This is a genomic window from Pseudomonas sp. 20-5 (assembly GCF_056782835.1).
Window position 1 is genome coordinate 4,613,011 of sequence record NZ_CM165584.1, and the last position, 25,771, is coordinate 4,638,781.

The window sequence follows — 25,771 nt, forward strand, 5'->3', positions numbered from 1 at the left end:
CACTGCGCCCCACGGCCCCCACTTTCTCGTCTTAGTGAGCAACGCACGTGAGAAACCGTCTCCTGTCACTGGTCACCCTGTTCCTGTCCCTCAGCGTTGCCACCGCGGTATCCGCCTCCCCGCCGCCCAAGGCCGGGCTGCCGCTGCAACAGGAGCTGGCGTCGGGCAGCGCGCTGGTTACCGATCAGAACACCGGCAAGGTGCTCTACTCGCGCAACCCCGACCTGGTGGTGCCGATCGCCTCGATCACCAAGCTGATGACCGCCATGGTCGTGCTCGACTCGAAACTGCCGCTGGACGAGGTACTGCCGATCGCCATCAGCGAGACCAGCGAAATGCGCGGGGTGTTTTCCCGGGTGCGGGTCGGCAGCCAGATCAGCCGCCGGGACATGCTCCTGCTCGCCCTGATGTCCTCGGAGAACCGCGCCGCCGCCAGCCTCGCGCAGAACTATCCGGGCGGCAAGAACGCCTTCGTCAAGGCGATGAACGCCAAGGCCCACGCCCTGGGAATGAAGAACACCCGCTACGTCGAGCCGACCGGGTTGTCGCTGCACAACGTCTCCACCGCTCGCGACCTCACCCGCCTGCTGGTGGCCAGCCGGCAATATCCGCTGCTCAGTCAGTGGAGCACCACTCCGGAGAAGACCGTGGCCTTCCGCCACCCCAACTACACCCTGGGCTTCCGCAACACCAACCACCTGATCAACAACAAGACCTGGAACATCCAGTTGACCAAGACCGGCTTCACCAACGAGGCAGGCCACTGCCTGGTGATGCGCACCACGATCAACCGCAGCCCGGTCAATCTGGTGGTGCTGGACGCCTTCGGCAAGTACACCCACTTCGCCGACGCCACGCGCCTGCGACGCTGGCTGGAAACCGGCCAGGTCACTGCGATCCCGGCCGCGGCCAAGGCCTATCGCCTGCAACGCGACCGCGAGCGCGGCCTCGGCCAGCCGGTGGCCCAGGCCGTACGCTGATCCGTCGCGAAGACCGGCCGGCTCAGAAATCCACCTTGCCGCGCCCGGCCTTCACCGCGCCGCGCTTGGCCTTGCCGTCCAGCCGGCGCTTCTGCGAGCCGCGCGTAGGCTTGGTCGGGCGCCGCGCCTTCTGCACCTTGGCCACGCTGCGGATCAACTCCGCCAGGCGCTCCAGGGCATCCTCGCGGTTCTGCTCCTGGGTCCGGTACTGCTGGGCCTTGATCACCACCACGCCGTCGCCGCTGATGCGCTGGTCGTTCAGTGCCAGCAGACGCTCCTTGTAGAACGGCGGCAACGACGAGGCCTGGATGTCGAAGCGCAGGTGCACCGCGCTGGAGACCTTGTTGACGTTCTGCCCGCCGGCGCCCTGGGCGCGAATGGCATTCAGCTCGATCTCATGGTCGGGCAGGTGGACGGCATTGGAGATGATCAGCATGGGGCGGCACGGTGGACCAACGGGCTGCCAGCATAACCCCTTTGCCGAGCGGAAAAGCAGGCCAAAAGAAACCCGGCCGCGGCCGGGCTCCTTCATTTCGACTAAGGCGCCAGGTCGAACTCAACGCTCCTTGCAGGCGACCCCGTCGGTGGGCTCGCCGCCCTTCCAGTCGCCGTAGAGGGTGGCTTCCTCGCCCTTGGTCCACCAGATGTACTGGCCGGCGGCGTACTTGGCGCCGGAGGCGGAAATCACATTGCTGAAGACCAGCGTCGAGTTGTCGCTGACCGGCACCACGGCGAGGCTGTTGTCGCCCTTGTTCAGGTACTGCACGGTGAACTTGCGACCGTTCTCGCACTTGTAGTCGACGCTGCGGGTATCCAGCTTGGCATCCCCCGGCAGGGCCAGGTAATCGACCTGGGCGGTCTGCTTGTCGTCGTCGCTGCCGCCGCAGGCGACCAGGACCACGGGAACGGCAGCCAGAAGCAGCCAGAGCGCTTTTTTCATGGAAATCCCTCTAACGAGAAAAAATGGCGCTGCCACTGTAGGAATTCGGCACCTGCCGCGTCAACGACAGGCGCCCCTAGAAAAAGTCTTGTGGGCCGCCGGGACACGCAAAGGAGCGCTCCCCTCTCCTCTGCGCGCCGGCGCCCCATCGATCACTCGGTGACCGGCTTCACCCGCAGGCCCGGCATCGGCCGCGGGGCTCCCTTGAGTCGGTAGCAGGCCCACATCACCAGCAGCCAGACCGGGATGGCATAGACCGAGACCTGGATGCCGGGGATCAGCAACATGACGCCGAGGATGAACACCACGAAGGCCATGCACAGGTAGTTGCCGTACGGATACCAGAACGCGCGGAAGTGCGTGCGGGTGCCCTGGCGGTCCATCTGCGCGCGGAACTTCAGGTGCGCCATGCTGATCATCGCCCAGTTGATCACCAGCGCCGCCACCACCAGCGACATCAGCAGCTCCAGCGCCTGGTGCGGGATCACATAGTTCACCACCACCGCGAGGAAGGTCACCAGCGCCGATACCACCAGGGCGCGTACCGGTACGCCGCGCTTGTCGACCCTGGCCAGCGCGCGCGGGGCATCGCCCTGCTCGGCCAGGCCGAGAAGCATGCGGCCGTTGCAATAGGTGCCGCTGTTGTACACCGACAGTGCGGCGGTGAGCACCACGAAGTTCAGCAGGTGCGCGGCGGTGCCGCTGCCGATCATCGAGAAGATCTGCACGAACGGGCTGCCGCTGTAGGCATCGCCGGAAGCGTTGAGGGTCTGCAGCAGGCTGTCCCAGGGCGTCAGCGAGAGCAGCACGACCAGGGCGCCGATGTAGAAGATCAGGATGCGATAGATCACCTGGTTGATCGCCTTCGGGATCACCGTCCTCGGCTTGTCCGCCTCGGCCGCGGTGAAGCCGAGCATTTCCAGGCCACCGAAGGAGAACATGATGATCGCCATGGCCATCACCAGTCCGCTCACTCCGTTGGGGAAGAAACCGCCGTGTGCCCAGAGGTTGCTCACCGAAGCCTGCGGACCGCCGCTGCCGCTGAACAGCAGGTAGCAGCCGAGCAGGATCATGCCGATGATCGCCACCACCTTGATGATCGCGAACCAGAACTCGGCTTCGCCGAAGGCCTTGACGTTGGCCAGGTTGATCGCGTTGACGACGACGAAGAACAACGCCGCCGTGGCCCAGGTCGGCACCTCCGGCCACCAGTAGTGGATGTACTTGCCGACCGCGGTCAGTTCCGACATCCCGACCAGGATGTACAGCACCCAGCAGTTCCAGCCGGAGAGGAAGCCGGCGAAGCCGCCCCAGTACTTGTGCGCGAAGTGGCTGAAGGAGCCGGCGACCGGCTCCTCGACGATCATCTCGCCGAGCTGGCGCATGATCATGAAAGCGATGAAGCCGGCGATGGCGTAGCCGAGGATCATCGACGGGCCCGCCGACTTGAGCACCCCGGCCGAGCCGAGGAACAGGCCGGTGCCGATGGCGCCGCCGAGGGCGATCAACTGGATGTGACGATTCTTCAGGCCGCGCTTGAGCTCGCCCGAATGCGGATGTTGGCCGTCCATTGAATTATCTCACGCAAGTGGAAATTTATTGTTGTCGGAGGCGAAACGGGGCCGTGCGGCTCAGGCGGCAGGCGCACGGCGGGCGCCATGCGGGGCGCGTGGCGGCGGGCGGTCGGCTGGGCGGAGGGAGGACTCACGGATCATGCGTCACCTGTTTGTTGTTGTACGTGACGTGAATGGGCCGCCAGGCTCGTGGCTCGGCGGTGCGGGCAAGGCTGGCGCGATCGGCGCCGCTGGAACGGAAACGCGGAGCGCAAGGAAAACCGCCAGCCCCGGAAGAGGCTGGCGGCAGCGGGATCAGATCACGCCGCGGCGAATCTGGTCTTCCTCGATGGACTCGAACAGGGCCTTGAAATTGCCCTCGCCGAAACCCTGGTTGCCCTTGCGCTGGATGATCTCGAAGAAGATCGGGCCGATCACCGTGTCGGTGAAGATCTGCAGCAGGATGCCGTCGTCGCCCGGGGCGCCGTCGATCAGCAGGTTCAGTTCGCGCAGTTGCTCGAGCGGCTCGCCATGCCCGGCGACGCGGGTGTCGACCTTCTCGTAGTAGGTGTCCGGGGTCGACATGAACTTCACGCCGTTGTCGCGCAGCTTGCGCACGGTGGCATAGATGTCGTCGGTGGTCAGGGCGATGTGCTGGATGCCTTCGCCATGGTATTCGCGGATGAATTCCTCGATCTGCGAGGTATCGTCGGCCGACTCGTTGATCGGGATGCGGATCTTCCCGCAAGGTGCGGTCATGGCGCGGGAGAACAGGCCGGTGAGCTTGCCTTCGATGTCGAAGTAGCGAATCTCGCGGAAGTTGGCGATGCGCTCGTAGAAACCGGACCAGACGTCCATCTGGCCGCGCTTGACGTTGTGGGTCAGGTGGTCGATGTAGGTCAGGCCGACCGAGTTGTCGTTGGCGCTGCGGCCTTCGATGAACTCGAAGTCGACGTCATAGATGCTGCGGTCGCCGTAGCGGTCGACAAGATACAGCAGCGAACCGCCGATGCCTTCCAGGGAAGGGATGTTCAGCTCGCCGAAGTTGGCGTGGCTGCCCACCAGCTTGGCGCCCTGGGATTCGGCGTAGGCGGCGGCCTGGGAAGCGTTCTTCACCCGGAAGGCCATGGCGCAGGCGCTCGGGCCGTGCTTGAGGGCGAATTCATGGACATGCCCGGTTGGGCTGCCGTTGAGCACGATGTTGATATCGTTCTGCTGGAACAGGAAGACTTCCTTGGAACGATGCTTGGCGGTTTCGGTGAAGCCCATCATGTTGAACAGCTGGCGCAGCTGCTCGATGCCCTTGGCGTCGGGGGCGGTGAACTCGACGAATTCGAATCCGTCGGTACCGATGGGATTGTGCTGTTCGATCTTGGCCACGGCGTTCATCCGGCCTCCTCGTTGTTCTTGTTGAATGGACCGCCGCCGGTCCAGGCGGCCGACGACATGGGAGATGCCTTCATCTCACCCCGTGGCGGCGCGGCGGACAAGCCGTCGGCAGGGCCCGGCACAGGGCCTGGCGCAGGGTTTCTGGCAACTATTCCTTACGCGCCGGCGGCATGCATGGCGAACGCCCGGTCTTCGTAAAGTTATCTTTACAGTGCGGTGCGAAAAGCTGCCAGCAGCGCTGTCACGGCTGCGCTGAAAGCCGGCGCTGCATGATCGGCGTCAAGCGGTTAACCTGCGTCTTTCCTCCGCGACGGCATTCCCATGGCACGACCCGCACCACCCGACCTGAGCGACAGCCGCCGGCCCCTGCGCGGCGTCGCCCGCAGCTATCCTGCCGGGCACCGCGTCGATGCCCACGAGCACGCCTGGGGCCAGGTGCTCTATGCGGTGTCCGGGATGATGTGGCTGGAGACGCCCGACGAGGCCCTGCCGGTCCCGCCGCAACGGGCGGTCTGGTTGCCTCCGGGCCTGCGCCATGCGGTGCGGGTCGCCTCCGAGTTGCAGATGCGCAACATCTACCTGAGCCCGGAACTCTCCCGCGGCCTGGAGGACCGCACCCTGGTGCTGGTGGTCGGCCCGCTGCTGCGCGAGCTGATCGTCAGCCTGGTGGAGCAGGAACGACAGAGCGACCCCCACTACTATCGGGCGCTGGCCGATCTCGCCGTGCTCGAACTCGGCCGCGCGCGCCGTTCCAGCCTACGCGTACCGCTGCCGGACGCCTCCGACAGGCGCCTGCTCGCGCTGTGCCAGGCGGTGATGGCCAATCCCTCCCTGGACATCGGCCTGGAGCGCCTGGCCGAAGACGCCGGGGCCAGCGTGCGGACCCTCTCGCGCCTGTTCCAGCGCAGCCTGGGCATGGGCTTCGCCGACTGGCGGCGGCAGGTGCAGCTGGCGACCGCCGCCGCCGCACTGATCGATGGCCGTCCGGTGGCAGGCATCGCCCATGCCCTGGGATATACGCCGAGCGCCTTCAGCGACATGTTCCGCCGCGAGCTGGGCGTCTCTCCCACCGAGTACAGGGCCGAGCATCACCAGCCGTTCCAGCCTTGACCGGTATTCGATAGCGATTGGCCGATAGATGTTTTTTCGGCCAACTAGACTGGCACCATCGTTCACCCTCCCTGTCAGCCGCCATGAACTACCTGATCTCCCTCGGCATCGGCCTGCTGGTCGGCGCGCTCTACGCCGTCCTCGACTTCCGCTCGCCGGCGCCCCCCGCCATCGCCCTGGTCGGCCTGCTTGGCATGCAGCTCGGCGAACAGCTTTTCCCCCTTGGCCGCGACCTGCTGCAGCAGTGGCTGCACTGATCGCCGCGACGACACGGAGCCCCCGATGAAAGCACTGCAATTCGACCGTACCGGCGACCTCGCCGCCCTCGAGCTGGTGGACATGCCCGACCCGCTTCCCGCCGCCGATGAGGTGCGGGTGGAAATCCGCGCTGCCGGGCTGAATCCGAGCGACGTGAAGAACGTCCTCGGCCGCTTCCCCTATACCACCCTGCCCCGGGTACCGGGCCGCGACTTCGCCGGGGTGGTGGTGGAGGGACCGAAGGCTCTGCTCGGCCAGGCGGTCTGGGGCACCGGGCGGGAGCCGGGATTCTTCCGCGACGGTAGCCACGCGCAGTTCCTGACCCTGCCGGCCGCCGGCGTCGCGCTCAAGCCGGAAAGCCTGAGCTTCGCCCAGGCCGCCAGTTGCGGGGTGCCCTACAGCACCGCCTGGGACGCCCTGCAACGCAGCCAGGTCAAGGCCGGCACCCGGCTCCTGGTAATCGGCGCCAACGGCGCGGTCGGCAAGGCCGCGCTGGCGCTGGCCAAGGCCCTGGGGGCCGAAGCGATCGGCGCGGTGCGGCGCGAGGAGCAACGCCAGGCGCTGGAAACGCAGGGCATCGCCGCGCTGCTGCTGGGCGAGCCGGCCGAACTGGCGGCACAGGTGGAAGGGATCTTCCCCGGCGGGGCCGAGGTGATCTTCGATACGACCGGTTTCTGGCTCGAGGCGGCGGTCCCGGCGCTGGCCGCCTTCGGTCGCCTGGCGATCATCGCCGCACCGGCCGACGGCCATGTGCGCCTGCCGGCGTTGAACCTGTACCGTCGCGGTGGCTCGGTGGTGGGGATCAACTCGCTGCTCTATGGCGTGGAAGCCTGCGCAGGCTTCCTCGACGCCTTCGGCAAGCTGTTCGACCAAGGCCGCCTGCCGCTGCCGGACGGGCTGCGGGAAGTCCCGCTGGAGCAGGGCGTTGAGCAGTACCGGGCGGTGAACGAAGGCACCTGCGAGAAGATCATCCTGGTGCCCTGAGGAGCGGGCGGAATCCCGGCGGAACACGCCGGGATTCCGCTGCGCGCAAGACTACTCCGCGCCGACCGCGAGCTTGCGGGCGCTGCGCGCCTCCTCCAGCTGCATGCAGCGCTCGAGGAACAGGTACATGTAGTCGTAGCTCTTGCAGATCGCGTCGCGCAGTTGCCGGCGCAGCTCGGCGCTGGGATTGGTGCCGGCCAGGGTGCAGATGATCTCCAGCGCCTCCCAGGGGTGGGCATCGTCGTACTGGGCGTGGAGCTTGAGCCACTTCATGGCGCGCTTGCGGCCTTCCTTGGGGAAGGCGTTTTCGTAGACGCCGTTCGAACAGACCAGCGCCGACCACTCGCCGGTGACGCCTTCGATGGCGTAGTTGGTGGCGGCCATGGCCACCGCCAGTGAGTCGCTGGCGCAGGTGTGCCAGCACCAGTGGCTGAGCGCGTGCAGTTCGGCCGGCACGTCTTGCGCCTGGATCTCGGCCAGGCTCACGCCGTGGGCCTCGGCCCAGTGCAGCCAGTAGTCGGCGTGGTTGAGTTCGACCCGAATGTTGCGCATCAGCCAGCGGCGCGCCATGTCTTCGCCGGGATGGCGGGCGAAACGGGTCTTCAGCAGGTTCTGCGACATGTACAAGGGGAACTGCTCGACCACCGGCCAGCCGCCGATCAGGTACAGGCGCATCAGCGCCGGGCTCAGCTCGGCGTCGCGCATGCGCCGGTACAGCTCGTGACCGGAAACCCGGTCCTTGCTCGCCTGGCAGTCGACGATCAGTTGCTGCGCCCACTGCGGATAGCTTCCCGCCTCCTGCAAGGGGCCCGTACGGTCAAAGAACTCGCTCACACCCGTCTCCCTTCTCTTCTTGTCGGCAACGGCCTCATAGCAGCGAAACTACTCTTTCTTCGCCCCGCGGTCACCTACCGGAGGTTCTGTCCCAGGCTCGACCACAGGCCCTGGGCATCCACTCCAGCCCCCGGAGGCTGGCGACTGAACGGCAGGGGCGCGCCGATGGCCAGGCCCTGGGCATAGTCGATGCCGATCTCGCGCAGCGCTTCCATGACTTCGACGGTCTCGACGAACTCGGCGATGGTACGTTTGCCCATCACGTGGCCGATATGGTTGATCACCTGGACCATGGCGCGATCGATGGGATCCTCGAGCATGTCCTTGACGAAGCTGCCATCGATCTTCAGGTAATCCACCGGCAGGTGCTTGAGGTAGATGAAGGACGACATGCCGGCGCAGAAATCGTCCAGGGAGAAACGACAACCGGTGTCCTTGAGCTCGTTGATGAAGCGGATGGCGCTGGCCAGGTTGGCAACCGCCACGGTTTCGGTGACCTCGAAGCAGATCGTCTGCGGCGGAATGCGGTAACGGGCGAACAGCTCGGTGAGGAACTGCAGGAACGACTCGTCGCCGATGGTCGCGCCGGAGAGATTGATGGCGCAGGTGCCGATCGGCTCGGCGCGAGGGTCCTGGGCGCGCTCGACAAGGGTGCGGAAGGCATTCTCCACCACCCAGCGATCGATCAGCGTCATCAGGCCGTAGCGCTCGGCGGCGGGTATGAAGCTCAGCGGCGGCACCAGGCGCCCGCCCTCGTCGCGCAGGCGCAGCAGCAGTTCGACGTGCAAGCCCTCCTCCGCACCTTCGCCCAGCGGCACGATGGGCTGGGCATAGAGACTGAAGCGGTCTTCCTCCAGCGCCAGGTGGATGCGCTGGACCCAGGTCATCTCGCCGAAGCGCATCGATAGTTCGACGTCGTCCTGATGGAACACCTGGACCCGGTTGCGGCCCTTTTCCTTGGCCATGTAGCAGGCCATGTCGGCGGAGCGCAGCGCCTCCTCGAGGGTCGAGATACCCGGCAGCAGGTGCACCAGGCCGACGCTGACGGTGCAGTTGAACGGCTGCCCGCTCCAGGTGAAGTGCAGGTCCTGGATGGTCTTGCGCAGATGGTCGGCGATCTCCACGGCTTTTTCCGCCGGACAGTTCTCCAGCAGGATGCCGAACTCGTCGCCGCCCAGCCGCGCCAGCGTGTCGCCCTCGCGCAAGCCTTGTTGCAGCAGGGTACAGACCTGGCGCAGCAGTTCGTCGCCGGCGGCGTGGCCGCAGGTGTCGTTGACCAGCTTGAACTGGTCCAGGTCGAGGAACATCAGGGCGTGCCGCCCGCTGTTGCGCTCCAGGCGTTCCAGCGCTATCTGCAGGCGATACTCGAACTCGCGGCGGTTGGTCAGCCCGGTCAACGCATCGTGGGTCGCCTGCCAGGACAGGCGCGCCATGTACTGGCGCTCGCGGGTCATGTCGTGAAGCACCAGGACCACCCCGGTGATCTCGGCGCCACGGTGGATCGGCGCGCCCACCAGGGTCACCGGCACGCTGCTGCCGTCGTGACGCAGAACCAGCTTGGAATGCTCGCGACCGCCGTCGATCTCGCCGCTGAGGATCTGCTCGATCAGCAGCATGCCCTCCTCCCGCGAGCTTTCGTCGACGATCCGGAACAGCGACGCCAGGGGCAGGCCGCGGGCCTTGTCCAGCGTCCAGTTGGTCATCTGCTCGGCGGCCGGGTTGAGGTAGGAAATGCCCCCCTGGGTGTCGGCGGTGATCACTCCGTCGCCGATCGAGGCCAGGGTGATCTGGGCCCGTTCGCGCTCGGCATCGAGGGCGTTCTCCACTTCCTGGCGCTGCATCAGTTGCTGCCGGGTCCGCAGGAACGCCAGGAGGATGAGCACGCTGGCGGTGGTCAGGTTGGCCACCAGCAGCAGCCTGAGCAAGGCCCGCGAGCCCTCGCCGAGGGCGTCGCTGAAGGCCTTGGCCGCCGGCGTGACCTTCTCGTTGATCGCATGGATCTCGGTCTTCCACTGTTGCACCTGCTCGGCACTGGCCTGCCCGGTGCCGATGCCCGCGCGCATCTTGCCGGCGACGTCGATCAGTTCCATGACGTACTTGTCGCCCACCAGCCACAGCTCGATGGCGCGCTCGAAGTAACTGAAGTCGTGGAAGTTGCGGTACAGCCAGATGATCGCGGTAACGTCGTCGGCATGGTTGCCGCCCTTGAGGATGCCCTGGCGGGCCGCCTCGATGTCCGGGTCGGGCTGGTCCAGGGCAAGGCGCATCTCGCGGTCGCCGAGGGGGATCGCGATGGCCTCCTCGTAGCGGCGGAAGTCTTCGTCGGCGCGTGAGTCGGCATAGAGGGTGAGATAGTAGATGGCATCCTTCTGGCCCTTCGACCAGAGGCTTTCGCCGCCGACATAGCTGCGCACCGCGGAGAGGACGTAGAGACTGCCGCCCGCCAGCATGGCCTGCAACAGCACCACGACGATGAAGGGCCATACCAGGCCGAGCAGGCGGGGCTTGTCGAGAGTCCGGTTCTGCCTCATTCCATCTACCATTCAAACTGGCGCTAAGCGATCGGGTGCCGTCTCCGTCACCCCTGACTGCATCACCTGTCGGCCGCTCAAGATCCCGTCGCAGAACTCCCGAGGCCTTGCCTGCCGGCAGCCACGACGCTGGAGGAGGCGGACACCCGGCAAACAGTAGGAGTCTAGTGGCTGTTTGCCGAACCTGCCCTGCACCTGGCGGAACAGACAGCGTTTTTTATTGCCGCAGCCAATAAAAACCGGATGTCTTATATGGAATATACGAGAAAAACCGCCAGGCGACAGCCTGGCGCCTCACATCTGTTGCAGATGTCCGTAGAGCCGGGCGTAGAGGCCGCCTTCGGCGATCAGTTGCTGGTGGTCGCCGTCTTCGGCGATATGCCCGCCATCGAAGACCAGGACCCGGTCGGCCTGCTTCACCGCCGACAGCCGATGAGCCACGATCAATGTGGTGCGGCCTTCGAGGAAGTCGCCGAGCGCCTGGTGCAGGGCGTACTCGGTAGCGGCGTCGAGGGCCGAGGTGGCCTCGTCGAGGATCACCACCTTGGGCTCGGCGAGGATCATCCGGGCGATCGCCAGGCGCTGCCGCTGACCGCCCGACAGGCGCACCCCGGAACGCCCGACCACGGTGTCCAGCCCCTGCGGCAGGCGCCGCACGCCGTCGGCCAACTGGGCGATCTCCAAAGCCCGCCAGCAGGCCTGGTCGCTGCGTTCGCGGCCCATGGTCAGGTTGGCCCGCACGCTGTCGTTGAACAGCGCCGGATGCTGGAGGACCACCGCGACATGTTCGCGCACGCAGTCCAGGCCGATTTCCTCCAGGGGCACCCCGCCGTAGCGGATGCTGCCGCGCTGCGCACTGTAGAGGCCGAGTAGCAGTTGCACCAGCGTGCTCTTGCCGCCGCCGCTGGCGCCGACCAGGGCAACCTTCTCGCCGGCGCCGATGTTCAGGTCCAACTGCTCCAGGACCTTGTCCTCGCCGTAGGCGAAATCCAGCCCGCGCACCTCGATGCCAACGGTCGTGCGGCCGGCGAACGGATCGCGCAGCGGCGGGTAGCGCGGCTCGTCGGCCCGCGCCAGCAACTCGTTGATCCGCTGCAACGCGCCGCCAGCGGCGTAGTAGGCGTATTGCAGGCCGAGCAGCTGTTCGACCGGACCGATCATGAACCAGAGGTAGCTGAACACCGCGAGCATCTGGCCGATCGACAGGTCCGAGAGCAGCACGGTGAGCATCGCCGCGGCGCGGAACACGTCGATGCCGAACTGGAACAGCAGGCCGCTGGCGCGCCCGGCGGCGTCGCTCTTCCATTGCGAGGCCACGGCGTAGTCGCGGACCTCCTGGGCGCGGTGGCCGAGGCGGCCGAGGAAATAGCCCTGGCGATTGCCGGCGCGGACTTCCTGGATCGCCTCGAGGGTCTCGGTGAGCGCCTGGGTGAAGCGCGCGGTGCTGTCGTTCTCGAGCTTCTTGAGATGCTTGACGCGCTTGCCCAGCTGCACCGTGGACCAGATCACCAGCGGGTTGAACAGCAGGATCAGCAAGGCCAGCTGCCAGTGCATCCAGACCAGGATCGCGGCGGTGCCGAGCAGCGTCAGCAAGGCGACCAGGAAGCGGCTGAGGGTTTCCCCGACGAACTTGTCCAGGGTATCCAGGTCGGTGACCAGGTGGGCGCTGATCGACCCGCCGCCGAGGGTTTCGTATTCGCCCAAGGCGATATGCCGGAGGCGCTCGATCAGACGCAGGCGGATGCGGTAGACGATGTCCTTGGACAGCCGCGCGAACAGCTTCGCCTGGAGCACGTTGAATACCAGCGCCGCCCCCCGCAACAGAAGGGTCGCCGCCAACATCAGGCCGATGTAGCCGAACGCCACCTGCCAGTCGGCGGGCAACAGGCGGTCCATGAAACGCAGCGCGCCGTCACCCTTGCCGAGCAGCACTTCGTCCACCAGCAGCGGCAGCAGCAAGGGAATCGGCACGGTGCAGAGGGTGGCCAGCACCGCCACCAGGTTGGCGAACAACAGGGCTTTCTTGTGGCGCAGTGCGAGTCGACGAATCTCCGCCCAGCTCAGGCGGTCTCCGCGCTCACTCATGCCGGCCCCGTTCCAGCCAGCGGCCGAGCAAGGGTGAAAGTTCGGCAAGCGGCTGGTAGCCGTTGGTGAGCAACGCCAGTTGGCCGTTGCGTTCGGCCAGCAGGGTCGGGAACCCGGCGATGCCGAGGTCCTGGACCCAGGCGAAATCGGCGGCGGTGGCGTCACGCGCCTCGCCGCTGTCGAAGGCCGCGGCGAACTCGATGCGCGGAAGCCCCACCGCTTCCGCCAGGCCGGCGAGCACCGCCGCCTGGGTGACATCGCGACCCTCGGCGTAGAACGCCCGCTGGATCGCCCTTACCAGCGGCCAGGCGCTTTCCTCGTCGAGGCTGCGCGCCGCCACCAGGGCCCGGCAGGCCGGCTCGGTGTCATAGACGAAGCCTTCGGGCAACGCGTCGTCGAAGCGGAACGGCTGGCCGGTGGTCTGCTGCACGGTCTGCCAGTGGCCGAGGATGTAGCCGCGGGTATTCGGGTCGAGCGCCGCGCCGTGGCCGGCGCGCAGGCCACCGGCTACCAGGTGGAAAGCGACGCCGTCGGCGGCCGCCTGCCGGGACAGCGCCTCGGCGACCGGGGCGAAGCCCCAGCACCAGGAGCACATGGGGTCCATCACGTACAGCAGGCGGGCCTTGGCCAAGGTTCAGTTCTCCAGCGTGGACTGGCGCGGATCGCGACCGAGCGGGTGCGGCTGGTTGCGCTGCCGCGCCAGTTCGATCTGTTTCTGCCGCTCGCGGGCGCCGGCGCGGGTCTTCTCGCTCAGCGAGTCCCAGCAGTGCGGACAGCTGATGCCGGGCACGTAGTGCTCGGACTGGCGGTCCTCCAGCGAAACCGGGTTGCGGCAGGCGTGGCACTGATCGTACTCGCCCTCGCTAAGATCGTGGCGCACGGTCACGCGGTTGTCGAATACGAAGCAGTCGCCGCGCCACAGGCTCTGTTCCTGCGGCACCTCTTCGAGGTACTTGAGGATGCCGCCCTTGAGGTGGAAGACCTCCTCGAAACCGGCGCCGAGCATGTAGCTGGAAGCCTTCTCGCAGCGGATGCCGCCGGTGCAGAACATCGCCACCTTCTTGTGCCGCGCCGGGTCGTAGTGGGCCTTGATGTACTCGGGGAACTCGCGGAACGACCTGGTCTTCGGATCGACCGCGCCCTCGAAGGTGCCGATCGCCACCTCGTAGTCGTTGCGGGTATCGATCAGCAGGACTTCCGGATCGCTGATCAGGGCATTCCAGTCCTTCGCCTCGACATACTGGCCGACCTGCTTGTTCGGATCGACGCCAGGCACGCCGAGGGTGACGATTTCCTTCTTCAGCTTGACCTTGGTGCGGTAGAACGGCTGTTCGTCGCAGTAGGATTCCTTGTGCTCGATATCGGCCAGCCGGGGATCGCTGCGCAGCCAGGCGAACAGCGCATCGATGCCTTCGCGGCTACCGGAGACGGTGCCGTTGATGCCTTCCTCGGCCAGCAGCAAGGTGCCTTTCACACCGTTGTCGAGCAGGGTTTGCAGCAGGGGTTCACGCAGCGCCACGTAATCGTCGAGAGTCACGAACTTGTACAGCGCCGCCACGACGATGGATGTCATGGGGATATAGCCTCCAGGTGGTCGCCCGCGTAAAGGGCGGACCGGAACGAAAAGCGCCAGCCGCTGGCGCCATGGAAACGACAACGCCGGCGGAAGGCCGGCGCTGGGTGCGTAGTCTAGCGCAGCAGGGGCAGGCTCTGCACCCCGCCGCGACGGACGCCGTCTCAGGGTATGTCGTGCTTGCTCCCGCCGCGGCAGGTCGGCGAGGCCGGCACCGCAGCCTGGCTCCACTCCTCAGGGGTGAAGGTATGCAGCGCCAGGGCGTGGAACTCGCCCATCAACCCACCGAGGGTGGCATATACCTTCTGGTGCCGCTTCACCGCGTTCAACCCGGCGAACTGCGGGCTGACCAGCACCACCTTGAAGTGGGTCTCCAGCCCGCGGCTGTGCATGTGGCTCTCGTCGAGCACCTCGACGTGTTGCGGATCGAGGGGCTGCAGGGCGGTCTGGATACGGTCACGCATGCTCATCGCGAATCACGACTCACTTTTTCTTCTGGGCCGGCGCGGCGACGCCGAGTTCCTTGTCCATGTCGGCCATCAGCTTGTTCACCGGCTCGACGGCGCCTTGCAGCTTGGCCTGGGTCAGTTGGGCGGATTCGGCGGTCAGGCGCGGCATCTTCTCCAGCACCTTCTTGCCCAGCGGCGACTGGTAGAAGGCATTCAGGTCCTTCAGCTCGGACTCGGTGAAGTTGGTGGTGTAGAGCTTGATCAGCTCGGGCTTGATCTTGTCCCAGCCGATGGCGCGGTCCAGTTCGGCATTGGCCTTGGCCTGGTAACGCTCGAGAACCGCCTTCTTGCTCTCCGGCGCCTTGGCCTGGGCGAAGCGCTGGGCCAGCATCTGCTGCACCTGGGCATAGACCGGGACCGTCAGCTTGTCGGCATGGACCAGCTTGAGGAATTGCTCGGCCTGGCTGGCGGAATCGGCCATGGCCATGGAGCTGAGGCTGAGCAGCACGGCGCTGCCGATGAGGCGAAGACGGGTCATGGAAAATCCTTGAGGTTGGGTAGATGTGTCCGTGGGACCCGACATTCTGCGCCTAAGTTCGAAATCCGCTCAAGCGCGGCGCCGAATATCGGGAGAATCCTATCCGGCGCCCGCCCGCTCCATGCCGTCTACTATCAGTTCTGTAGTGGGTACTTGCCGCCTTCCTTCCGCAGCCGGCATGCTTGCGTCAGCCTGTCACATGGATGTGTTAGATGAACGGAACCGCCGCCGATACCCTCGCCGTATCGCCCCCGCCCCTGCGCAACCTCTGCGACGGCCACGGCCGGCTCGATCCCCGGGCGGTCGGCTGGTCCGCCCGGCCGCGGGTGCTCTGCCACATCCCCGGCCACTTCGGCCGGCGCAAGCGCTGGAACCACTGGTGCATCGTCAGCCCCGGCTGGATGCTCTCGCTGACCATCGCCGACCTCGACTACCTGACCTACGGCGCCGCCTATTTCCTCGACCTGGACAGCGGCCAGGCGGTAGCGCACACGCAGATCCGCTTCTTCGGCCTCGGCTGCCAGTTGCCCGACGAGCCGCAGGCCAGCCATGCCTTCGAGCATCCCCGCCTGCAATTGCGCTTCGACGAACAGCCCGGGCGCCTGCGCGTCACCGGCCAGGCCCCGGACCTCGGTGGCCTGCCGCTGGAGCTGGCGCTGGAAGTGCGACGACCGTCGCACCTGGAGTCGGTGAACCTGGTGGTGCCGATGGGCGAACACACCTTCCATGCCTGCAGCCGCCAGCTCGGCCTGCCGATCAGCGGCTGCCTGCAGCTCGGCCGCCGACGCTACGACTGCCAGGCGGGCCAGAGCTTCGCCGCGCTGGACTTCGGCCGCGGTGTCTGGCCGCTGCATACCTACTGGACCCGCGCCGCCTTCGCCGCCCCCGGCGGCATCGCCGGCAACTTCGGCACCGGCTGGACCGAAGCCAGCGACCTGCGCGAGAACGCCCTGTGGTTCGGCGGCAAGCTCAGCCGCGTGCTCGACGACGTGCACATCCGCGAGCCTCGCGACCCGCTGGCCGAATGGCGCCTGGACAGCGCCTGCGGTCGCGTCGAGCTGCTCTTCCGTCCCGAACAGCTGCACCAGGCGCGGCCCAGCGTCGGCCTGTTCTATGCCAATACCCGCCAGTGGTTCGGCCGTTTCAACGGCACCCTGCGCCACGACGACGGCGACTGCGTGCCGGTGGACGGCGCCCTCGGCTGGATCGGTTCGACCCGCGCGCGCTGGTGAGGCCGGCGGCGGGCAATCTATTTCCGACCCGCAGCGCGGCGAAAAATGCCCACGAGGAAGCGACGGCAGCGGAACCCAAGGCGGGAGCGAAGGCCTAAACTGCCGGATACGCACCCTGGAGAACACTCATGAGCCGGACCGAAACCGATAGCCTGGGCACCATCGAGGTGCCCGACGACGCCTACTGGGGCGCCCAGACCCAGCGTTCGCTGGAGAACTTCGCCATCGGCGGCCAGCGCATGCCGCTCGCCGTGATCCACGCCCTGGCGCTGATCAAGAAAGCCGCCGCGCGGGTCAACGACCACCTCGGCGAACTGCCGCCGGAAGTCGCCCGGCTGATCGAACAGGCCGCCGACGAAGTCCTCGCAGGCCGCCACGACGAACACTTCCCGCTGGTGGTCTGGCAGACCGGCAGCGGCACCCAGACCAACATGAACGTCAACGAGGTGATCGCTGGCCGCGCCAACGAACTGGCCGGCAATCCGCGTGGCGGCAAGTCGCCGGTGCATCCCAACGACCACGTCAACCGCGCGCAGAGTTCCAACGACAGCTTCCCCACCGCCATGCACATCGCCGCCGCCAAGGCCGTGCACGAACAATTGCTGCCGGCCATCGCCGAGCTTTCCGGCGGTCTCGCCGAACAGTCGGCGCGGCACGCCAGCCTGGTCAAGACCGGGCGCACCCACCTGATGGACGCCACGCCGATCACCTTCGGCCAGGAACTCTCGGCCTTCGTCGCCCAGCTCGACTACGCCGAGCGCGCCATCCGCGCGGCGCTGCCGGCGGTCTACCAGTTGGCCCAGGGCGGCACCGCGGTGGGCACCGGGCTCAACGCGCCGAAGGGCTTCGCCGACGCCATCGCCGCGGAAATCGCCGCCGAATCGGGCCTGCCCTTCGTCGCCGCGCCGAACAAGTTCGCCGCCCTGGCCGGCCACGAGCCGCTGGTCATCCTCTCCGGCGCCCTGAAGAGCCTGGCGGTGGCCCTGATGAAGATCGCCAACGACCTGCGCCTGCTCGGTTCCGGCCCACGCGCCGGCTTCGCCGAGGTGAAGCTGCCGGCCAACGAGCCGGGCAGCTCGATCATGCCCGGCAAGGTCAACCCGACCCAGTGCGAGGCGCTGTCGATGCTGGCCTGCCAGGTCATGGGCAACGACAGCACGATTTCCTTCGCCGCCAGCCAGGGCCATCTGCAACTCAACGTGTTCAAGCCGGTGATCGTCTACAACCTGCTGGAGTCCATCCGCCTGCTCGCCGACGGCTGCCGCAACTTCAACAAGCATTGCGTCGCCGGCCTGGAGCCGGACGCCCAGCGCATGGCCGACCTGCTGGAGCGCGGCCTGATGCTGGTCACCGCGCTGAACCCGCACATCGGCTACGACAAGGCCGCCGAAATCGCCAAGAAGGCCTACGCCGAAGGCACCACCCTGCGCGCCGCGGCGCTGCAGCTGGGCTACCTGGACGAAGCGCAGTTCGACGAATGGGTACGGCCGGAGCAGATGCTGGAGGCCGGCCACCATGGTTGAAACCGCCAAGACCGGCGCCACCCCGCTGGAAGGCGACGGCAAGCGCATCCTGCTGATCGTCGGCTCGCCCAAGCGCAAGAGCTTCTGCCACCTGCTCGCCGAATGCTACGCCCAGGGCGCGCGCAGCAAGGATCACGTGGTGCGCGAACTGAAGCTGGGCGAGCTGGCCTTCGACCCGATCCTCCACGAAGGCTACGAACAGAGCCAGGTGCTCGAACCCGACCTGCTGGAAGCGCAGCGGCAGATCCACTGGGCCGAGCACCTGGTGTTCGTCTACCCGGTCTGGTGGGGCGGCCTGCCGGCGCTGCTGCAGGGCTTCTTCGACCGCGCCCTGCAGCCGGGCTTCGCCTTCCGCTACCGCGGCACCCAGGACAAGGACTGGGAGCAACTGCTGGGCGGGCGCAGCGCCGACCTGCTGGTCTGCCACGACCAGCCGCTGTCGCGGCTGCGCTTCCTCAAGGGCCCGCCGGCGCACCGGCAGATGGTGCGCAGCGTGCTCGGCGCCTGTGGCATCGCCACCCGCCGCCTGGAAGAGTTCGCGCCGATGCGCAGTTCCAGCGAGGAACAGCGCCAGGGCTGGCTGCGTCGCGCCGAACAGCTCGGCAGCCAGGTCTAGTTCCCTTCCCGCCCGGCTGCGGCCGGGCGCGGACACTGATCGTTCTGACAGGTCCGCCACCTTCCCGCCGGCGTCCCTTCCCCGCCCCCATGGCGGCCCTTTGCCTGCCTCTACCGGCTCACAGTGCGGGTGCCGACCGCTTTGCATTCCGCGACATCCATCAGGAATGGGTAGCGAATCTGACCGGCCCGTCACATTTGGTAGGGACCTCAAACCGGCACCGAGGGCTAGGATCAGCCCGCTTCGAAATGAATCCGGTTCTGGAAAAAAGGACTTGTCATGAAACACTACTCAGCCACCCTGGCACTCCTGCCACTCACCCTCGCCCTGTTCCTGCCCCAGGCAGCCCATGCCCACGGCTCGATGGAAACGCCGCCCAGTCGGGTCTACGGCTGCTTCCTCGAAGGTCCGGAGAATCCCAAGTCGGCCGCCTGCAAGGCCGCCGTCGCCGCTGGCGGCACCCAGGCGCTGTACGACTGGAATGGCGTCAACCAGGGCAACGCCAACGGCAACCACCAGGCGGTGGTCCCCGACGGCCAGCTCTGCGGCGCCGGCAAGGCACTGTTCAAGGGCCTGAACCTGGCTCGCAGCGACTGGCCCAGCACTGCCATCGCGCCGGACGCCAGCGGCAACTTCCAGTTCGTCTACAAGGCCAGCGCGCCGCACGCGACCCGCTACTTCGACTTCTACATCACCAAGGACGGCTACAACCCCGAGAAGCCGCTGGCCTGGAGCGACCTGGAACCCGCGCCGTTCTGCTCGATCACCAGCGTCAAGCTGGAGAACGGCACCTACCGGATGAACTGCCCGCTGCCCCAGGGCAAGACCGGCAAGCATGTGATCTATAACGTCTGGCAGCGCTCGGACAGCCCGGAAGCCTTCTACGCCTGCATCGACGTGAGCTTCAGCGGCGCCGTCGCCAACCCCTGGCAAGCGCTGGGCAACCTGCGCGCGCAGCAGGACCTGCCAGCCGGTGCTACCGTCACCCTGCGTCTGTTCGATGCCCAGGGCCGCGACGCCCAGCGTCACAGCCTGACCCTGGCCCAGGGCGCCAACGGTGCCAAGCAATGGCCGCTGGCGCTGGCGCAGAAGGTCAACCAGGACTCCACCCTGGTCAACATCGGCGTGCTGGATGCCTACGGGGCGGTCAGCCCGGTGGCCAGCTCGCAGGACAACCAGGTCTACGTGCGCCAGGCCGGCTACCGCTTCCAGGTCGACATCGAACTGCCGGTCGAGGGCGGCGGCGAGCAACCGGGCGGCGACGGCAAGGTCGACTTCGACTATCCGCAAGGCCTGCAGCAATACGACGCCGGGACCGTAGTGCGCGGTGCCGATGGCAAGCGCTACCAGTGCAAGCCCTACCCGAACTCCGGCTGGTGCAAGGGCTGGGACCTCTACTACGCCCCGGGCAAGGGCATGGCCTGGCAGGACGCCTGGACCCTGCTGTAACGCCCTCGACTGCCGCCCGCTCCGGGCGGCAGTCGTTTTCGCCGCCAGGCACCCGCCGCGAGACGGCGAATCCGCGCAACGGTACAGTCCCCCGGCGAAACCCTGGCTACGTGTGCCTGTTCAATCTGCCGTGCGCTCCCTAGGCTGGTCCGACCACCAGCACGGGGAAACCACGCATGCCTTTTTCTCTCGCCGCCCTCCAACAGGCCGCCGCCATCGTCCACCAGAGCCTGCCGCCGACGCCGCAGATACGCTGGCCGCTGCTATGCGAGGCACTGGGTTGCGAAGTGTGGATGAAGCACGAGAACCACCTGCCGGTGGGGGCCTTCAAACTGCGCGGCGGCCTGGTGTATTTCCACCACCTGGCGCACCAGGGCGAGCGGCCGGCCGCCGTGATCAGCGCGACCCGCGGCAACCACGGCCAGTCGGTGGCCTTCTCGGCGAGCCGCTACGGCATCCAGCCGATCATCGTCGTGCCGCACGGCAACAGCCGCGAGAAGAACGCGGCGATGCGCAGCCTTGGCGCGGAGCTGATCGAGCACGGCGAGGACTTCCAAGCCTCCCGCGAATACGCCGCCGAGCGCGCCCGGCGCGAAGGCCTGCACCTGATTCCGGCGTTCCATCCCTGGCTGGTGGCCGGGGTCGCCAGCTACAGCCTGGAGTTGTTCGCCGCGCTGGCCGACCTTGACGAAGTCTACGTGCCGATCGGTATGGGTTCGGGCATCTGCGGCCTGATCGCCGCGCGCGACGCGCTGGGCCTGAAGACCCGCATCGTCGGCGTGGTGTCCGCCCATGCGCCGGCCTACGCCCTGTCGTTCGAGGCCGGCACGGCGATCAGCCACCCGGTCGACACCCGCCTGGCCGACGGCATGGCGTGCAGTACGCCGGACCCGAGCGCGCTGGAAATGATCCTGGCCGGCGCCGATCGTCTGGTGCGGGTCAGCGACAGGGAGATCGGCGCGGCCATGCGCCTGTGCTTCACCAGCACCCACAACGTCGCCGAGGGCGCCGGGGTGGCGGCGCTGGCCGCCGCCTGGCAGGAGCGCGAGCGCCTGAAGGGGCTGAAGGTAGGCCTGATCCTCAGCGGAGCGAACGTCGACCGCGAGGTATTCGCCGAGCAACTGGCCGCCGGCGACTGAGCCGGCGCCGCTAGGCCAGCCCCGCGAGGAGCAGCAGCCACCAGGCGAGCACCAGCAACTGCACGAAGAAGCCGGCAAAACGCAGCCAGACGAACAGCGCGGAGGTGCTGACCAGGTGCATCAGCGACTGGAACAGCCGTGCGCCGAGCACCAGTGGCGCCAACGGGTCGGTCAGGCTGCTCTGCCCGCTGGCGATCGCGTAGAGCAGCGCGCCGGCCAGCAGCGGCAGGTTCTCCACGCAGTTGGCATGGACTCGCACCAGCCGCTGGCCGAAACCGCCAGGCGTGTTGCTGCCATCGGCGGCGAAGGCGTTCACCGCCATCCGCCCGCCGAGTACCAGCAGGCCGCGCTGGCTGACCAGCAGGAAGACCAGCAACAGGGTCCAGGCGATCAGGCCGAGCAGGCAGATCGCGCTAGGGCTGAGAAACATGGATGACGCTCCTTCTATTGTGTTGTCGTGGGAAGGATGAAGCGTCTGGATTCTAGGCCGGCTAGAGCAATTGCTCTATTCGCAGTCCGCCGTCCTTAAGTCGTGTTCTGCCGGCACGCCGCTCGGCCCCGATGTACGCCGTCGGCGGATGCGTAACCGGACGACCCACTGCCCGCGGCCTTCCGAACGGACAAAGAAAAGCCCCGCCGAAGCGGGGCCTTCCTTGCACGCAGCACTCAGGGCTGTCTTCTCATCAGAGCGAATCGAGATAGCGCTCCACATCCAGCGCGGCCATGCAGCCGGCGCCGGCCGAGGTGATCGCCTGGCGGTAGACGTGGTCGGCCACGTCGCCGGCGGCGAACACACCCGGTACGTTGGTCGCGGTGGCGTTGCCTTCGCGCCCGCCGTTGACCACCAGGTAGCCGTCCTTCAGGGCCAGTTGCCCTTCGAACAGCGAGGTATTGGGAGTATGGCCGATGGCGACGAACATGCCATCCACGGCGATCTCCTCGCTGCCACCATCGCGGGTCTTCAGGCGCACGCCGGTGACGCCCATCGTGTCGCCAAGCACCTCATCGACCTCGGCGTTGAGCTTGAGCACTATCTTGCCTTCGGCTACCCGCGCCTGCAGCTTGTCCTGGAGAATCTTCTCGGCGCGGAAGGTTTCGCGACGATGCACCAGGGTCACCCGGCTGGCGATGTTGGCCAGGTACAGGGCCTCTTCGACAGCGGTATTGCCGCCGCCGATCACCGCCACTTCGCGGTTGCGGTAGAAGAAACCGTCGCAGGTGGCGCAGGCCGACACGCCCTTGCCCATGAACGCCTGCTCCGACGGCAACCCCAGGTAGCGCGCGCTGGCACCGGTGGCGACGATCAGTGCGTCGCAGGTGTAGGTGCCATTGTCGCCGCGCAGGGTGAACGGCTTGCCGGCCAGGTCCACGGCATGAATGTGGTCGAAGACGATCTCGGTCTCGAAGCGCTCGGCGTGCTCCTGCATCCGCTGCATCAGTGCCGGGCCGGTCAGGCCGTGGGGATCGCCCGGCCAGTTGTCGACCTCGGTGGTGGTGGTCAACTGGCCGCCGGCCTGCATGCCGGTGATCAGCAGCGGCTTGAGGTTGGCGCGCGCGGCGTAGACAGCCGCGCTGTAACCGGCGGGACCGGAACCGAGGATGATCACTCGGGCGTGGCGGAGGGTATCGGGCATCTCGTCGGACTCCTGCCGACATCAGCGTCGGCGCGAATAAAAACGGGGCCACCAAAGCACATGGGGAAGGCTTGGAAGGAGCGGTCGCCCCGGGAAAAGGTCGGCCGGGCACACTTCGCGCCCGGCATCGGGATCACAGTGCCTCGGCGTTCTCGGCCAGGTACGAGGCCACGCCCTCGGCGCTCGCCTTCATGCCTTTCTGGCCCTTGCGCCAGCCGGCCGGGCAGACCTCGCCGTGTTCCTCGGTGAACTGCAGGGCCTCGACCAGGCGCACCATCTCGTCCACCTCACGCCCCAGCGGCAGGTTGTTCACCACTTGGTGCTGGACCACCCCGGCGCGGTCGATCAGGAACGAAGCACGCAAGGCCACGCCGTCCTCGTGCTCGATGCCGTAGGCGCGGGTGATCTCGTGCTTGACGTCGGCGACCATGGTGAACTCGACCGCACCGATGCCGCCCTTCTCCACCGGCGTGCTGCGCCAGGCGTGATGGGTGAACTGCGAGTCGATGGAGACACCGACCACCTCGACGCCCAGCTCGCGGAACTTATCCATGCGGTTGTTGTGGGCGATGATTTCCGAGGGGCAGACGAAAGTGAAGTCGAGCGGCCAGAAGAACAGTACGACGTACTTGCCGCGCAGGCTGGAAAGCTGGAAGGCATCGACGATGGAACCGTCGCCGAGGACCGCGGCGGCAGTGAAATCGGGGGCTTGCTTGTTGACCAGTACGCTCATCGCGAGGCTCCTAGAAGGTTGGGTTGCGCCCGGCGACGCCAGGCTCCCGGAAGAATATGCAGCGCAGGTTACCCAGCCACGACGATGCATTGAAATGTCGAATTTCAATTCGCACGATAGAGTCAGCCTATGCTCTCAACCTGCGGCTAGACTCATGCTGTCGCCCATTACCCGTCCTCACCGCATGCCCCTACGCACACGCCTGCTCTGGCTGTTCCTGCCGTTGCTGGCCGCCAGTCTCGGCGGTATCTGGCTCTTGTCGGAAAGCATCCTGCTGAGCCGTTTCGACCGAGAGGACCAGCAACGCCTGCAAGAGGGCGCCACCGTCCTGCACAACCGGCTGGACTTCGAGTTGAAGCGCCATCTGGACATCGTTCGCACCTACGCCTGGTGGGATGCCAGCTACGACTTCATCCAGCGCCCCAACGAGACCTTCGAACAGGAAAACCTCGACCACGAGATGCTCGACGACCTGGGATTCGACTTCGTCCTGTTCCTCGACGACCGGGGTCACCTGCAACTGAAGCAGTGGTCCCCGCCCGCGCCCGACCAGCGCGTGCTCTTCGGCGCCCCCTCGGCGAGCGACCAGGCCCTGCTCGAGGCACTGCAGCAACGCGCCATCCGCCTCGGCGCGCTGGACTTTCGCGGACGCACCGACCACAGCCTGAGCGAGCTGCTGCTGGTCGACAACCTGCCGACCCTGCTGGTCAGCGTGCCTATCAGCAACAACCAGGGTAGCGCGCCGGCGAAGGGCGCGATCCTCGCCGGCTACTTCCTCGACCGGGAACGCCTGGCCAACCTCCGCGAACAGATGCAGGCCGACCTGCAACCGATGCCCAACATCGCCACCGACTCCACCTGGAAGCCGCTGCGCAGCCGCAGCGGCAGTACCCACAACCAGGCCCTGCTCAGCCCACGGCGGTTCATCGGCGAACATGTCCAGCAGGTCTCGGTGCAGTACCTGAGTTCCAGCGGCGAGCCGCAGCTGCGCTTCGACATCACCAAGAAACGCCTGCTCTACATCCAGGGCGAGAAGGCCATCAACTTCTTCCTCGGCGCCTCCCTGCTGGTCGCGCTGGGCGCTTTCCTGGTCGGCTACCTGGCCCTGGAGCTGTGGGTCCTGCGCCGGGTCCAACGGCTCAACCGGGAGGTCGCCGAAGTCGGACGCAACGCCCACTCGATACGCCTGAGCGACTTCGGCAACGACGAGCTGGGACAACTGGCGGGCGAGATGAACCAGATGCTCGAGCGCCTGGAACACAGCGAGGCGCGCGACCGGGCGATCCTCCAGTCGATGCGCGACGGCTACTTCGAAATGGACGTCGACGGCGTGATCCTCACCGTCAACCCCGCGCTCTGCCAACTGCTCGGCCAGACGCGCGAAACGCTGATCGGCCATCCCTACTACGAACTGCTCGGCGAAGACGACCTGGCGCGTGCCCGCCAACCCTTCCAGCGCGCCATGCAGAGCGGCGCAGGCAAGACCTTCGCCATCCCCCTGCAGCGCGCCGACGGCAGCCTCGGCTACTTCGAGGCCACGGTTTCGCTGATCCACGACCTGCAGGGCGAACTACGGGGCTACCGCGGCATCGTCCGCGACGTCAGCGACCAGATCGCCTACCAGCAGCAATTGCTGGAAATGGCCTACCGCGACCCGCTGACCGGCCTGGGCAACCGCAAGGCCTTCGACGAACAGCTCGGCCAGGCGTTGCTTCGCGCCGGCTCCGGCGGAAGCGAACTGGCGCTGCTGTACCTGGACCTGGACCGCTTCAAGGAGGTCAACGACCGCTTCGGCCACGACATCGGCGATGCCCTCCTCAGGACCGTCGCCGAACGGGTACGCAGCACCCTGCGGCAGCCGGACAAGGCCTACCGCCTGGGCGGCGACGAATTCGCCGTGCTCCTCGAGGACAGCCAGGAAAACAATCCGCAGCGCCTCGCAGAACGCCTGCTGGCGGCGCTGGTCCAACCGATCGCGCTGAATGGCGAACGCATCGACTTCGTCACCCCGAGCATCGGCATCGCTCTCTACCCGCGGCATGCCGGCGATGCCGAAGGACTGGTCCGTGCCGCCGACAGCGCCATGTACGAGGCCAAGCGCCAGCGCAACCACTATTGCCTGTACCAGGCGCCAGCCTGAAATGCGCGGACAAACAGGCTCTGTCGCGGGCTTTCGCCAGTCTGCTAAGGTTTCAGCCCGCATCCCATCGGAGAACCATTC

Annotated in this window: 24 protein-coding genes; 10 read left to right on the forward strand and 14 right to left on the reverse strand. The window is 66.8% G+C overall.

Features of this window, described 5'->3' with window-relative positions; translation table 11 throughout:
• The first annotated feature begins 47 nt into the window (after positions 1 to 47).
• Positions 48 to 980 (forward strand): D-alanyl-D-alanine endopeptidase, encoded by a 933-nt coding sequence (pbpG, locus tag AC1RB9_RS21310; RefSeq protein WP_003114239.1) that lies wholly within the window; start codon positions 48 to 50, stop codon positions 978 to 980.
• Between the two features lie 22 nt (positions 981 to 1,002).
• Here the strand turns inward: pbpG and arfB are convergent, their stop codons facing one another.
• The 4 genes from arfB to hppD all read right to left on the reverse strand — a co-directional run bounded on the left by arfB (position 1,003) and on the right by hppD (position 4,862).
• Positions 1,003 to 1,416 carry an alternative ribosome rescue aminoacyl-tRNA hydrolase ArfB gene (gene arfB, locus AC1RB9_RS21315; protein ID WP_003105972.1) on the reverse strand — a complete coding sequence of 138 codons (414 nt, stop codon included), beginning with the start codon at positions 1,414 to 1,416 and terminating at the stop codon, positions 1,003 to 1,005.
• Between the two features lie 120 nt (positions 1,417 to 1,536).
• Positions 1,537 to 1,920: a lysozyme inhibitor gene (locus AC1RB9_RS21320; protein WP_003085889.1), complete on the reverse strand. Its 384-nt coding sequence runs from the start codon at positions 1,918 to 1,920 to the stop codon at positions 1,537 to 1,539.
• Between the two features lie 152 nt (positions 1,921 to 2,072).
• On the reverse strand, positions 2,073 to 3,491 hold the full coding sequence (locus AC1RB9_RS21325) for an amino acid permease (protein WP_003085884.1): 1,419 nt from the start codon (positions 3,489 to 3,491) through the stop codon (positions 2,073 to 2,075).
• Between the two features lie 297 nt (positions 3,492 to 3,788).
• A complete protein-coding gene (hppD, locus tag AC1RB9_RS21330) occupies positions 3,789 to 4,862 on the reverse strand; it encodes a 4-hydroxyphenylpyruvate dioxygenase (RefSeq protein ID WP_003106569.1) in 1,074 nt (357 codons plus the stop codon).
• A gap of 321 nt (positions 4,863 to 5,183) precedes the next feature.
• Between hppD and AC1RB9_RS21335 the strand changes: the two genes are divergently transcribed.
• The 3 genes from AC1RB9_RS21335 (at position 5,184) to AC1RB9_RS21345 (ending at position 7,214) form a co-directional block, all read left to right on the forward strand.
• Positions 5,184 to 5,972, forward strand: a complete 789-nt coding sequence (locus AC1RB9_RS21335; RefSeq protein ID WP_003114237.1) for an AraC family transcriptional regulator — start codon at positions 5,184 to 5,186, stop codon at positions 5,970 to 5,972.
• An 83-nt stretch (positions 5,973 to 6,055) separates the two neighbouring features.
• Positions 6,056 to 6,229, forward strand: a complete 174-nt coding sequence (locus AC1RB9_RS21340) for a DUF1427 family protein (RefSeq protein ID WP_003106572.1) — start codon at positions 6,056 to 6,058, stop codon at positions 6,227 to 6,229.
• A gap of 25 nt (positions 6,230 to 6,254) precedes the next feature.
• Entirely contained in the window at positions 6,255 to 7,214 is a 960-nt protein-coding gene (locus AC1RB9_RS21345) for a quinone oxidoreductase family protein (protein ID WP_003106575.1), read from the forward strand.
• Between the two features lie 51 nt (positions 7,215 to 7,265).
• Here AC1RB9_RS21345 and AC1RB9_RS21350 read toward each other — a convergent pair whose 3' ends face one another.
• The 7 genes from AC1RB9_RS21350 to AC1RB9_RS21380 all read right to left on the reverse strand — a co-directional run bounded on the left by AC1RB9_RS21350 (position 7,266) and on the right by AC1RB9_RS21380 (position 15,269).
• Positions 7,266 to 8,048, reverse strand: coding sequence for an iron-containing redox enzyme family protein (locus tag AC1RB9_RS21350; RefSeq protein ID WP_003106577.1), 783 nt, complete (start codon positions 8,046 to 8,048; stop codon positions 7,266 to 7,268).
• A gap of 74 nt (positions 8,049 to 8,122) precedes the next feature.
• Complete coding sequence (locus tag AC1RB9_RS21355; RefSeq protein ID WP_003114236.1) at positions 8,123 to 10,579, reverse strand: EAL domain-containing protein; 2,457 nt, start codon at positions 10,577 to 10,579, stop codon at positions 8,123 to 8,125.
• Between the two features lie 294 nt (positions 10,580 to 10,873).
• Positions 10,874 to 12,664: an ABC transporter ATP-binding protein gene (locus AC1RB9_RS21360; RefSeq protein ID WP_003085865.1), complete on the reverse strand. Its 1,791-nt coding sequence runs from the start codon at positions 12,662 to 12,664 to the stop codon at positions 10,874 to 10,876.
• A complete protein-coding gene (locus AC1RB9_RS21365) occupies positions 12,657 to 13,259 on the reverse strand; it encodes a DsbA family protein (protein WP_003145641.1) in 603 nt (200 codons plus the stop codon). Before AC1RB9_RS21365 ends, AC1RB9_RS21360 begins: the two co-directional genes overlap by 8 nt.
• A gap of 39 nt (positions 13,260 to 13,298) precedes the next feature.
• Positions 13,299 to 14,237: an oxygen-dependent tRNA uridine(34) hydroxylase TrhO gene (gene trhO / locus AC1RB9_RS21370; protein ID WP_003085861.1), complete on the reverse strand. Its 939-nt coding sequence runs from the start codon at positions 14,235 to 14,237 to the stop codon at positions 13,299 to 13,301.
• A 164-nt stretch (positions 14,238 to 14,401) separates the two neighbouring features.
• On the reverse strand, positions 14,402 to 14,707 hold the full coding sequence (locus AC1RB9_RS21375) for a BolA family protein (protein ID WP_003114234.1): 306 nt from the start codon (positions 14,705 to 14,707) through the stop codon (positions 14,402 to 14,404).
• Positions 14,708 to 14,720: 13 nt separating this feature from the next.
• On the reverse strand, positions 14,721 to 15,269 hold the full coding sequence (locus tag AC1RB9_RS21380) for a DUF2059 domain-containing protein (protein ID WP_003120754.1): 549 nt from the start codon (positions 15,267 to 15,269) through the stop codon (positions 14,721 to 14,723).
• Between the two features lie 167 nt (positions 15,270 to 15,436).
• Here AC1RB9_RS21380 and AC1RB9_RS21385 point away from each other — a divergent pair, with 167 nt between their 5' ends.
• The 5 genes from AC1RB9_RS21385 (at position 15,437) to AC1RB9_RS21405 (ending at position 21,183) form a co-directional block, all read left to right on the forward strand.
• Positions 15,437 to 16,456 (forward strand): DUF2804 domain-containing protein, encoded by a 1,020-nt coding sequence (locus AC1RB9_RS21385; RefSeq protein WP_003114233.1) that lies wholly within the window; start codon positions 15,437 to 15,439, stop codon positions 16,454 to 16,456.
• A gap of 128 nt (positions 16,457 to 16,584) precedes the next feature.
• Complete coding sequence (locus AC1RB9_RS21390; protein ID WP_003085854.1) at positions 16,585 to 17,979, forward strand: class II fumarate hydratase; 1,395 nt, start codon at positions 16,585 to 16,587, stop codon at positions 17,977 to 17,979.
• A complete protein-coding gene (locus AC1RB9_RS21395) occupies positions 17,972 to 18,595 on the forward strand; it encodes an NAD(P)H-dependent oxidoreductase (RefSeq protein WP_003085852.1) in 624 nt (207 codons plus the stop codon). Before AC1RB9_RS21390 ends, AC1RB9_RS21395 begins: the two co-directional genes overlap by 8 nt.
• Positions 18,596 to 18,874: 279 nt before the next feature.
• A complete protein-coding gene (cbpD, locus tag AC1RB9_RS21400) occupies positions 18,875 to 20,044 on the forward strand; it encodes a chitin-binding protein CbpD (RefSeq protein WP_003114231.1) in 1,170 nt (389 codons plus the stop codon).
• A 176-nt stretch (positions 20,045 to 20,220) separates the two neighbouring features.
• The gene (locus AC1RB9_RS21405) at positions 20,221 to 21,183 is read left to right on the forward strand and encodes a threonine dehydratase (protein ID WP_003114230.1); all 963 of its coding nucleotides are present in this window, start codon (positions 20,221 to 20,223) and stop codon (positions 21,181 to 21,183) included.
• Positions 21,184 to 21,193: 10 nt separating this feature from the next.
• Here AC1RB9_RS21405 and AC1RB9_RS21410 read toward each other — a convergent pair whose 3' ends face one another.
• The 3 genes from AC1RB9_RS21410 to AC1RB9_RS21420 all read right to left on the reverse strand — a co-directional run bounded on the left by AC1RB9_RS21410 (position 21,194) and on the right by AC1RB9_RS21420 (position 23,550).
• Positions 21,194 to 21,613, reverse strand: coding sequence for an MAPEG family protein (locus AC1RB9_RS21410; RefSeq protein WP_003085846.1), 420 nt, complete (start codon positions 21,611 to 21,613; stop codon positions 21,194 to 21,196).
• Between the two features lie 253 nt (positions 21,614 to 21,866).
• Entirely contained in the window at positions 21,867 to 22,817 is a 951-nt protein-coding gene (gene trxB, locus AC1RB9_RS21415; protein WP_003114229.1) for a thioredoxin-disulfide reductase, read from the reverse strand.
• 133 nt (positions 22,818 to 22,950) lie between these two features.
• Positions 22,951 to 23,550, reverse strand: a complete 600-nt coding sequence (locus AC1RB9_RS21420; protein ID WP_003085842.1) for a peroxiredoxin — start codon at positions 23,548 to 23,550, stop codon at positions 22,951 to 22,953.
• A 184-nt stretch (positions 23,551 to 23,734) separates the two neighbouring features.
• Between AC1RB9_RS21420 and AC1RB9_RS21425 the strand changes: the two genes are divergently transcribed.
• A complete protein-coding gene (locus AC1RB9_RS21425; protein ID WP_003115193.1) occupies positions 23,735 to 25,690 on the forward strand; it encodes a sensor domain-containing diguanylate cyclase in 1,956 nt (651 codons plus the stop codon).
• The last annotated feature ends 81 nt before the right edge of the window (positions 25,691 to 25,771 follow it).

What these genes read in the sequence shown, in the direction of transcription:
- AC1RB9_RS21410 (WP_003085846.1), bottom strand. Translation starts at nt 21,613, where the DNA reads ATGTTTCTCAGCCCTAGCGCGATCTGCCTGCTCGGCCTGATCGCCTGG.
- AC1RB9_RS21325 (WP_003085884.1), bottom strand. Translation starts at nt 3,491, where the DNA reads ATGGACGGCCAACATCCGCATTCGGGCGAGCTCAAGCGCGGCCTGAAG.
- arfB (WP_003105972.1), bottom strand. Translation starts at nt 1,416, where the DNA reads ATGCTGATCATCTCCAATGCCGTCCACCTGCCCGACCATGAGATCGAG.
- AC1RB9_RS21345 (WP_003106575.1), top strand. Translation starts at nt 6,255, where the DNA reads ATGAAAGCACTGCAATTCGACCGTACCGGCGACCTCGCCGCCCTCGAG.
- AC1RB9_RS21425 (WP_003115193.1), top strand. Translation starts at nt 23,735, where the DNA reads ATGCCCCTACGCACACGCCTGCTCTGGCTGTTCCTGCCGTTGCTGGCC.
- AC1RB9_RS21360 (WP_003085865.1), bottom strand. Translation starts at nt 12,664, where the DNA reads ATGAGTGAGCGCGGAGACCGCCTGAGCTGGGCGGAGATTCGTCGACTC.
- AC1RB9_RS21390 (WP_003085854.1), top strand. Translation starts at nt 16,585, where the DNA reads ATGAGCCGGACCGAAACCGATAGCCTGGGCACCATCGAGGTGCCCGAC.
- AC1RB9_RS21380 (WP_003120754.1), bottom strand. Translation starts at nt 15,269, where the DNA reads ATGTCGGGTCCCACGGACACATCTACCCAACCTCAAGGATTTTCCATG.
- cbpD (WP_003114231.1), top strand. Translation starts at nt 18,875, where the DNA reads ATGAAACACTACTCAGCCACCCTGGCACTCCTGCCACTCACCCTCGCC.
- AC1RB9_RS21385 (WP_003114233.1), top strand. Translation starts at nt 15,437, where the DNA reads ATGAACGGAACCGCCGCCGATACCCTCGCCGTATCGCCCCCGCCCCTG.
- AC1RB9_RS21395 (WP_003085852.1), top strand. Translation starts at nt 17,972, where the DNA reads ATGGTTGAAACCGCCAAGACCGGCGCCACCCCGCTGGAAGGCGACGGC.
- AC1RB9_RS21340 (WP_003106572.1), top strand. Translation starts at nt 6,056, where the DNA reads ATGAACTACCTGATCTCCCTCGGCATCGGCCTGCTGGTCGGCGCGCTC.
- AC1RB9_RS21375 (WP_003114234.1), bottom strand. Translation starts at nt 14,707, where the DNA reads ATGAGCATGCGTGACCGTATCCAGACCGCCCTGCAGCCCCTCGATCCG.
- AC1RB9_RS21365 (WP_003145641.1), bottom strand. Translation starts at nt 13,259, where the DNA reads ATGTGCTCCTGGTGCTGGGGCTTCGCCCCGGTCGCCGAGGCGCTGTCC.
- AC1RB9_RS21320 (WP_003085889.1), bottom strand. Translation starts at nt 1,920, where the DNA reads ATGAAAAAAGCGCTCTGGCTGCTTCTGGCTGCCGTTCCCGTGGTCCTG.
- AC1RB9_RS21420 (WP_003085842.1), bottom strand. Translation starts at nt 23,550, where the DNA reads ATGAGCGTACTGGTCAACAAGCAAGCCCCCGATTTCACTGCCGCCGCG.
- trxB (WP_003114229.1), bottom strand. Translation starts at nt 22,817, where the DNA reads ATGCCCGATACCCTCCGCCACGCCCGAGTGATCATCCTCGGTTCCGGT.
- AC1RB9_RS21335 (WP_003114237.1), top strand. Translation starts at nt 5,184, where the DNA reads ATGGCACGACCCGCACCACCCGACCTGAGCGACAGCCGCCGGCCCCTG.
- AC1RB9_RS21355 (WP_003114236.1), bottom strand. Translation starts at nt 10,579, where the DNA reads ATGAGGCAGAACCGGACTCTCGACAAGCCCCGCCTGCTCGGCCTGGTA.
- hppD (WP_003106569.1), bottom strand. Translation starts at nt 4,862, where the DNA reads ATGAACGCCGTGGCCAAGATCGAACAGCACAATCCCATCGGTACCGAC.
- trhO (WP_003085861.1), bottom strand. Translation starts at nt 14,237, where the DNA reads ATGACATCCATCGTCGTGGCGGCGCTGTACAAGTTCGTGACTCTCGAC.
- AC1RB9_RS21405 (WP_003114230.1), top strand. Translation starts at nt 20,221, where the DNA reads ATGCCTTTTTCTCTCGCCGCCCTCCAACAGGCCGCCGCCATCGTCCAC.